General features: G+C 74.5%; 1 protein-coding gene. It reads left to right on the forward strand.

Going from position 1 to position 337, the window contains the following annotated elements; translation table 11 throughout:
• A partial coding sequence (locus GTW40_RS21950) for an enoyl-CoA hydratase-related protein (protein WP_237525623.1) occupies positions 1 to 273 on the forward strand: 273 nt, incomplete at its 5' end.
• Between the last annotated feature and the right edge of the window lie 64 nt (positions 274 to 337).

A 337-nucleotide genomic window follows, 5' to 3' on the forward strand; every position in this document is an offset into this window, starting at 1 on the left:
GACGAGGCGGGGCGGCTGGGGCTGGTCGACCAGGTGGTGGAGGCGGGGCGGGACCGCGACGAGGCGTTGGCGCTGGCCGCGCGGATCGCCGGGAACTCGCCTGTGGGGCTGCGGGCGGCGAAGAGGGCGTTGCGGTTGGGGGTGGGGCTGGAGCTGCGGGCGGGGTTGGAGGTCGAGGACGCGGCTTGGCGGGCTACGGCGTTTTCGGGGGATCGGGCGGAGGGGGTGGCGGCGTTCAACGAGAAGCGGAGGCCTGCGTGGCCTGGCGAATGAGGGTTGCTGTGCGGTGAGTGGGTGCGGCGTCGTCGTGGCTTGTCGCGCAGTTCCCCGCGCCCCT

The organism is Streptomyces sp. SID4985, assembly GCF_009863025.1.
Lineage (GTDB): Bacteria > Actinomycetota > Actinomycetes > Streptomycetales > Streptomycetaceae > Streptomyces.